This window comes from Ohtaekwangia sp. (genome assembly GCF_036568665.1).
Taxonomy (GTDB): Bacteria; Bacteroidota; Bacteroidia; order Cytophagales; family Cyclobacteriaceae; genus Ohtaekwangia.
The window spans coordinates 1-7,423 of the sequence record NZ_DATCSD010000419.1; the positions used below are offsets into that span (position 1 = coordinate 1).

A 7,423-nucleotide genomic window follows, 5' to 3' on the forward strand; every position below is an offset into this window, starting at 1 on the left:
ACCCCCATGATCTGAATGCCTTTGAGCGGCTCACCGGTAAATGGTACTTTTTCGGCACGTACCACCTGGCGAAACATGCGCTGCTGCATGCGCAGCTCCATGGGCTCGCTGGTGGTAAGCTCCTGCACGCGCGCAAGTATACGATGGAAGTTGAATGCAAATTCTTTTTCCATCAAACCATTTGTACTGGAGTCGGTAGCGATCTGCTCCACAACTTCGAGGAGGTAAGCGAGAAAATTTTCAACGGGCACAATGCGGAAGATAACATCGAGCAGGTCGTGCTTCTTCTCAAAGAAAGAAGGCGATATATGTACCTGGTTGTTCTTCTGAATAAAGGCGCGCCACTGTGCTGCATCTTCACCCACCCGTGCTTTTATATAGGGGTGATTCAGCAGCGCGAGCACATGGCGATAGTAAAATTCTCCCTTGCGTATATGCAGGTGAAGATCAAACAGAAAATCAATAAGCGAATAGAACGGTGTGCTTACCAATGGAAAACCCATGGTAACGTTGATGGACTGCAGCGAAGGCGGCAATGCATACAAAACCGGCAACAGCATGTTCTCATCCGGCAATACAATTACCGTACGCTCCGCTATACCTTTGTCGGCCAGTACCCGTAGCGTTGCTTCCAGTTGTTGTGCCAGTAATTTTGGTTGCCCGGCTTTTTGCGGAACGCCCAGTATCGTAATCTTTTTTTCCTGCCCGAGATATATAGCAGGATCCGGTGTAAACGTGCGACCTAACACGGTATGCTTTCGATACTGCCGCAGAAATGTGCCCGCTTCGCGATGCGGTTCATTTACATAGAAAGCGTCTTCGTCCCAGAAGATGCGCGCATCGTGGTGTTCTACAAACCACGTCATAATCTTTTCCTCGGCAGCTGTAAGCGCGTTGAAGCCAGCAAATATATACTTCATGCCGGCATTTTTACCGGCAGGTATAAGCTTGTCTATATGCTCGGCTACGTGGCGGTGTATCATACCCGAGTAACCGATCTTCTCTTCCATTAGCTGCTGGCGAAAGGCTATATATACCGGGTACAAACTTTGCCACAACTCCAGAAATTTCTGTTTACTGGCCGAAGAACTGAAGTCGATCGTTTGCCAGAATGCTACGAGAAATTCTTTTTGCTCTTCGGTGAGGTAATCGAAATATTGATCGAGCTCTTTCTGGTTGCTGAGGTCTTTGAATAAACCATTGGCGTTTACCAGGTATTTATCCAGCTCATCGAAATCGCGGAGCAGCATCTCGCCCCAGAAGTAAAAATGATCCAGGTTCTCTTCCGAATGTGTAACGCGTTTGAATACGCGATAGAGCACCACAATCAGCGAAAGCTTGTCCGCTTCTTTCAGATCGGAGTATGATCCTATAAATTCCTCAACACTCAGTATAGCGGGCGACCATCTTGGTGTATCCAGATTTTCGGCCAGTGCTTTTCGGAAATATAGTGCTGCTCTCCGGTTGGGAAAGATTACGGTTAAATTCTCCCAGTCAGTATATTGCTGGCGAATGGTTTCGGCTATATCCTGGATAAAAGTTTTCATACTGTTTTACACTCCCGTTCGTTTACATATACCAGGAAAGCTTTTACTTCGTGCAAACCCATTGTTTGCAGGATGGATATATACTCTTTGATCTGTCGTTCGTCTTCCAGTTTGGGAGCACCGGTTTTATAGTCGATCAACCACGCCTGGTTATCCAGTATAGCCATGCGATCTATTCTTCGTTCGCTGCCATCGGGCATAATGAGCGAAGCTTCGCGCTTCAGAGATGCTTCTTCTGAAAAAGCTTTTCGCAGTGAAGGATGCATCACAATCCAGCGCACCGATTCTTCAATAATCACACTCTCATCGTGCTGTATCAATCCTTCCTTCACCGCCTGCTCCATCGTTATTGCTATATCGGCTTGGGTTCTGATGCGCGCCATCAGCGCGTGCAGAAATATACCATAGTTGATCTTCCTGCGTTTTTCGGTTTCCTGGAAAAATTCTTTTCCGCGTGTGCGTATCTGCAGCCGCTCGCGCCAGGGAGTGATCGGGTAACTTTTTAACACCAGCGATTCGCCACGTACAGGGCTGGGGGCTTCATCGTCAATGGTACCGATCGTAAGACTTTTTCGCTCGGCACTCCAATACGGTTGCAGACTATCGCTGCTTTCTATAGCGCGCATGGTAAGTTTACCGGCATGATTTACCGACCCCGATTTTGCATAGGGTGCCAGTGCTATAAGCCCATGCTCTGCGCGGGTGAATGCTACATATAGCAGGTTGAGGTTATCGAGGTATATACGTTTACGTTCTTCCGTATAGTATTCGCGAAAAGTGGTGTTCTCCAGTTTGCTACTATATTTCAAAGGAAGATAGCCTATATCTTTAAACAACGGTTCGTCTGAGCGACACCAGAGTATAGGCGACTTCATAGGTGGATGGTTGAGCTCCCAATGTAAAAAAGGGATGATCACATACCGGAACTGTAAACCTTTTGATTTATGAATGGTAATGATCTGCGCAGCATCTACACCACCGGCTACCTGTATAGAGCGTTTATGTTTATTCTCTTCCCACCATTGCAGAAAGGAGGCAAGGTCGCTTTTCTCGCGCATGCTAAATTCAAGCACTACATCCTGAAACGCCTGCAGGTACGCAATCTCTGTAGAGAGTTTACCGAGATTAAATAAGTGTATCAGGGTTTCGATCAACTCTACCAAGGGTAATGCCGCGAGTATATCTTCCTGCTCAGTGAAAGGTGAAGGAACGAGCTTGGCAAAATCTTTTGTTTTACTCTGCGAAAATAATTTGTGAAGGTTGGGGAAAGCCTGTTGGGGCCAGAGCTTTTGATACTCGTATGAAAGCTGCGCGCGGGCAATCAGGTTGCGCGGGTCTTCCAGCAATCGCATCGCGTTGATCAACACCACAACAGAAGCTGCCTGATCGAGACGCAACGATTCGTTAGACACTACATCGTATTTATACTGTGGCTTGGCATCGGCCGATGAGCGATACTGCATAAAGTATTGCGCGATCGACTGCCCTTCACTGTTATCGCGCACCAGGAACGCTATATCGCGCAAGGCTATACCTTTTGCCTGCAGTGTTTCCAGTTGCAATGGTAATTGTTCTAACGCAAGCTCTTCAAATTTTGCAGGTTTGTTGTTCGGATCATCGCTCCGGGGTTCTGCTTCGGCTGCATCGATGAATTGTACGGATATATACCCTTTCTCAGGATGTCGGAATAATTTCTGCGATGCATCGCGATACGACTCCTGCGGAAAGTCGGTTCCGGTTTCTTTACCAATAATATTTGCAGCAGCTTCGAACAACGCGTTGTTAAACGTTACTACATTACCGGCACTGCGATAATTTGTATCGAGCGGAAAGATGTCGATCATCTGTATACCTACATCTTCCTTTACTTTCTCTTGGAGTATATTTAAGTCGCCACCGCGCCAGCGATAGATCGATTGTTTGATATCGCCAACGATGAGGCTTTTATAGTTCTGTGCTATACCGTTCTTTATCAGCGGCAATAGATTTTTCCACTGAAACCCGGATGTATCCTGAAATTCATCAATGAGAAAGTGCCGATAGAACGATCCTACTTTTTCATAGATAAACGATGTGTCCTGCTCTTGCATGACACCGCGCAAAAATTGTGGCGCGTCTGATAGCAGCATCAGGTTGTTCTCGCGCAAATATTCACGCAGCGTTTTTGATATATCCGAGAGCAGCCCGAATACATACAGGTTGCGCAGCGCTTGCTCTGCCGAATTATAGGATACTTGTTGCTGCTCAATAAACTCTACCAGTGCTGCCAGCTCGCCACGCCATTGTTGCTCCGCTTTGGAAATGATCAGCGAAGCATTGCTGTTTTTAGGTGCTGGCCATTCGGATGAATCCTGCAACATGTTCATCACGCGCACCCCCGGAAGCTTGATCTCTTCTTCCAGCCCTGCTACATACGAATATATACTTCCCGTTTTACCATACTTGAAATCGGAGATAGAAAGTCCATGCGCATGAAATTCTTTCAACAGGTTACGCGAAGTTTGCAGCACGCGGCTTTCAAACTCCTTTACTACCTGCTGCAATTTTACGCGTATACTTTTAAAGAACTCTTTATTCTCTGTAATGCGAAGTACCTGGTCTTCAATCGCCTTGAACTCTTCTTTAAAAATTTCTTTGGAGAAGTCGAGCAAAGCCGCGCGTATATCCCAATCCTTTCCTTCCACCAGTCGCTCGAGCGAAAACTCCAGTACCCATCCGCGAAGCTCTTCATCGTCCGACAGATTATCCATCACCTGGTCGATCACTTCTTCCAGCACCAGGTCGTTATCTACTTCGAGGCGAAAGTTACCGAGCAGGTTTGTCTCGCGGGTAAAGGAGCGTATCACACGCTGAAAGAAAGCATCGATAGTGCTGACGGAGAACTGCGAGTAATGGTGCAGAATAAGCGAGAGCACCTCGCGACTGCGGTCGGCAAATTGTTTGGGAGTAAAGATGCGGCCTTCCGCGTTAAAGTCATTTATAATTTCGGTGGCCAGATCTTCACTCTTACCTTTCACAAAATCATCGAGATAGCGGATGATGCGGTCTTTCATCTCCTGCGTACTCTTGTTGGTGAATGTCATCGCCAGGATGTAGCGGAAATATTCCGGGTAACGCAGCGCAAGTTTCAGATACTCTTTGGCTAATGTGCGCGTTTTGCCTGAGCCGGCAGACGAACGGTAAATGTGAAAAATTTTTTCTGTCACAGGGCCGAAGTAAACTTAATCGGCCGAAGAAAAAAAATAATCTAAAAGCAACTCTCAAAAAGTAACCGGCAAATTGAAACTTAACTTTTAATTTACAGCCGTGTTAGAATCAAAAGACTGCTCAAAAAACACTATCTTGAATTAAATCTGTCTATGCTGCGCCAGCTTTATTTTATAGGACCGAAGATCTTCTACTCGTTTCCGGTTCAGCTCCTGTTCAACAACATCAAGCGAAATCATGTGCTGATGTTATGTTGGGTAATTCTCTTTGCCATGATTACCGGTAACTTTGGCAAATACCTTGGTATACCCTATCTCTTTCTCGACCCCGAGTACTTGAACGGTGTAAATTTCCGAAGCTTCTTTATTATGGGGCTTGTTACGGCCGGGTTTACCACAGCCTTTCACATTACGTGCTATATTACTGATGGCCACCGTTTTTCTTTTGTAGGAACGCTCTCGCGACCGTTCTCCAAATTTACCATCAACAACAGCCTCATACCATTCATATTCCTGTGCACCTATATTTATGAGATCATCGAATTTCAGACGCACAACGAATACAGTACTGCGCGAAGCCTCGCCTGGAATCTTACCGGACTGATGACCGGCTATGTAGTTATGACGCTTATCTTCTTCGGCTACTTCTGGCTTACCAACAAAGACATTTTTAAATACGTGGTGTGCCGCATCGATGAGAAGATCAAACAGAATGTGCAGGTTACACGTGCCAGTGCCATGAAGAAATTGGACATTGCCCGTAAAAAACAGATACGCGTTGATAATTATATCGACTATGATTTCAAGATCAAGGAAGTGGAGGAGACTACTTTCTATGATAAGTCAACGATCCTGCAGGTGTTCGATCAGAATCATTTCAACCTGGTGATCATCGAGTTGATGATCTTTATTATCGTGCTGGTGCTCGGTATCTTTAAAGATTACCAAACGTTTCAGCTTCCGGCTGCTTCCAGCTTTATCATCTTCCTTACCATTTTTGTAATGATGGCCGGTGCCTTCTCGTACTGGTTTGGCGGATGGTCTGCCACGGTAGCCCTACTGGCTTTTTTAACATTGAATTACCTGGTGGGAGAGGAGTTCTTCTCCAAACGATACGAAGCTTTCGGGTTGGAGTATCAACGCCCACCGGCTGAGTACTCGATCAAAACGTTGCAGCATCTGAACGACAGCACGCATATACAACGCGACCGCCATGCTACGCTGAAGATGCTGGAGAACTGGCGCAAAAAATTTCCGGCTGATGAAAAACCGAAGATGGTTTTTCTCTGTGCAAGTGGTGGCGGTAAACGCGCTGCACTCTGGACGCTTACGGCTATGCAAGCAGCTGATAGCCTTACAAAAGGCAAGGTGATGGAGAACAGTATATTAATTACCGGTGCCTCCGGAGGATTAATTGGTGCGAGCTATTACCGTGAGTTGAAGTTGCAGGCGAAGCTGGGTAAAAATATACATCCCAATGCGGTGAGCCACCGGCAGAAAATTGCTACTGATAATTTGAATCCGCTCATCTTTAGTTTAATGGCCAACGATCTGTTTGTAGGCTTTACCAAATTTCAGTATGGCGGCAATCTATACTATCGCGATCGCGGGTATACATTTGAAGAACAGTTGAACCAGATTACCGAAGAGCTGCTCAATAAACCGATTGATGCGTACGACAGTGCCGAGCAAAGCGCTGCTATACCCATGATGATCCTGACGCCTACCATTGTAAATGACGGGCGCAAACTATATATAGCCTCACGGCCGGTGTCGTTCATGAACGATGATATTATGAATTTTCCTGCGCATGCATTGCCCAAGATCAGTGGTGTTGATTTTCAAACCTTGTTCCACGAACACAACGGTTCCAATCTGCGCTTTCTTTCTGCGCTGCGTATGAGTGCTACGTTCCCCTATATTACGCCCAACACAACACTGCCAACAGAGCCTGCTATAAAAATTATGGATGCCGGTATATCCGATAACTTTGGAGTATCCGATGCAGTGCGTTTTCTTTTCTCCTTCCGCGAGTGGATCGCTGAGAATACATCCGGTATAATTTTCGTTTCCATTCGCGATTCGCCCAAGCTTGATCCCATCAAACAAAAAACAGGGCAAACGATCGTAGATGATTTTACGCAACCCATCAGCAGTGTATATAATAACTTCGAAAACTTCCAGGACATTAACAGCGATATGCTGATTGGTCATGCAGAGACGTGGTTTAAAGGAAAGATCGATCGTGTAGACCTGCAATATGAAACAGAGAATTATGTTCCTATACTGCAGAAGATGGACAGCATTCGCCAGAACAGTTCGCGTGCATCGCTAAGCTGGCGCCTCACTACACGCGAGAAGTATAATATAGAGTATACCATTAACTCTGCCGAAAACCAGGCGCAATTGCAACGCCTGGCAAAACTCTTGGAAAGCCATTAATAAAGTATATAGTATATACTTTGGCATAACCTCAAAGCCCAATATCTGATGACGATAGGAATTAGGTATTGGGCTACTATATTGCAACTCAAATGACTTCGCGCGAACAACTTCAAAAGACCTTCGAGCTGATTAAACTGGAGCGGCAGGCAGACCTGGAATATTACCGGCAGAAAATTTTACTTCGTTCGTTACACGAGCGGACGAAAGAAGGCACTACGTGGTATC

General features: G+C 46.0%; 2 protein-coding genes and 1 pseudogene. 1 reads left to right on the forward strand and 2 read right to left on the reverse strand.

The features are described from left to right. Together VIN08_RS24540 and VIN08_RS24545 are read right to left on the reverse strand one after the other, a co-directional pair. Positions 1-1,547, reverse strand: a pseudogene (locus VIN08_RS24540) (PD-(D/E)XK nuclease family protein); the annotation flags it as partial. Then, on the reverse strand, positions 1,544-4,753 hold the full coding sequence (locus tag VIN08_RS24545; RefSeq protein WP_331971186.1) for a UvrD-helicase domain-containing protein: 3,210 nt from the start codon (positions 4,751-4,753) through the stop codon (positions 1,544-1,546). The gene VIN08_RS24545 and the pseudogene VIN08_RS24540, both read right to left, overlap by 4 nt. A gap of 153 nt (positions 4,754-4,906) precedes the next feature. Here VIN08_RS24545 and VIN08_RS24550 point away from each other — a divergent pair, with 153 nt between their 5' ends. Continuing rightward, positions 4,907-7,195: a patatin-like phospholipase family protein gene (locus tag VIN08_RS24550; RefSeq protein WP_331971188.1), complete on the forward strand. Its 2,289-nt coding sequence runs from the start codon at positions 4,907-4,909 to the stop codon at positions 7,193-7,195. Positions 7,196-7,423: the final 228 nt, after the last annotated feature.

Excerpts from the sequence above, each read along its gene's own strand:
- VIN08_RS24550 (WP_331971188.1), top strand. The coding sequence starts at position 4,907 with ATGCTGCGCCAGCTTTATTTTATAGGACCGAAGATCTTCTACTCGTTT.